The organism is Listeria rocourtiae FSL F6-920 (genome assembly GCF_000525975.1).
Taxonomy (GTDB): domain Bacteria; phylum Bacillota; class Bacilli; order Lactobacillales; family Listeriaceae; genus Listeria_A; species Listeria_A rocourtiae.
On sequence record NZ_AODK01000114.1, the window covers coordinates 1 to 913 of the forward strand.

Sequence of the window (913 nt, forward strand, 5' to 3'; positions counted from 1 at the left end):
GTCTCCGACATACATGATGTGGTCTTTTGCCTCAATGATTGGTCGGCTCAGCACCTGTACTTGGATTGTTTTGCTTGTACTTTCACCTACGCTGTTTGTGACTTGATACGTCACTTCATATACGCCTGGTTTCATGTTGTCTACTTTGTTTTCTACTACTTTGACATCACTCGTGATGTCTCCATCTTTTAAGTCGCTTGCGCTTACTTCTTTCAGTGGGTCATAGGTGTCTCCGACATACATGATGTGGTCTTTTGCCTCAATGATTGGTCGGCTCAGCACCTGTACTTGGATTGTTTTGCTTGTACTTTCACCTACGCTGTTTGTGATTTGATACGTCACTTCGTATACGCCTGGTTTCATGTTGTCTACTTTGTTTTCTACTACTTTGACATCACTTGTGATGTCTCCATCTTTTAAGTCGCTTGCGCTTACTTCTTTCAGTGGGTCATAGGTGTCTCCGACATACATGATGTGGTCTTTTGCCTCAATGATTGGTCGGCTCAGCACCTGTACTTGGATTGTTTTGCTTGTACTTTCACCTACGCTGTTTGTGATTTGATACGTCACTTCGTATACGCCTGGTTTCATGTTGTCTACTTTGTTTTCTACTACTTTGACATCACTTGTGATATCTCCATCTTTTAGGTCGCTTGCGCTTACTTCTTTCAGTGGGTCATAGGTGTCTCCGACATACATGATGTGGTCTTTCGCCTCAATAATTGGTCGGCTCAGCACCTGTACTTGGATTGTTTTGCTTGTACTTTCACCTACGCTGTTTGTGACTTGATACGTCACTTCGTATACGCCTGGTTTCATGTTGTCTACTTTGTTTTCTACCACTTTGACATCACTTGTGATATCTCCATCTTTTTAGGTCGCTTGCGCTTACTTCTTTCAGTGGGTCGAAGGT

General features: G+C 42.9%; 1 protein-coding gene. It reads right to left on the reverse strand.

The window, feature by feature from the left end:
• The coding region (locus PROCOU_RS16110) for an immunoglobulin-like domain-containing protein (RefSeq protein WP_279625202.1) at window positions 1-861 on the reverse strand (861 nt) is incomplete at its 3' end.
• Window positions 862-913: the final 52 nt, after the last annotated feature.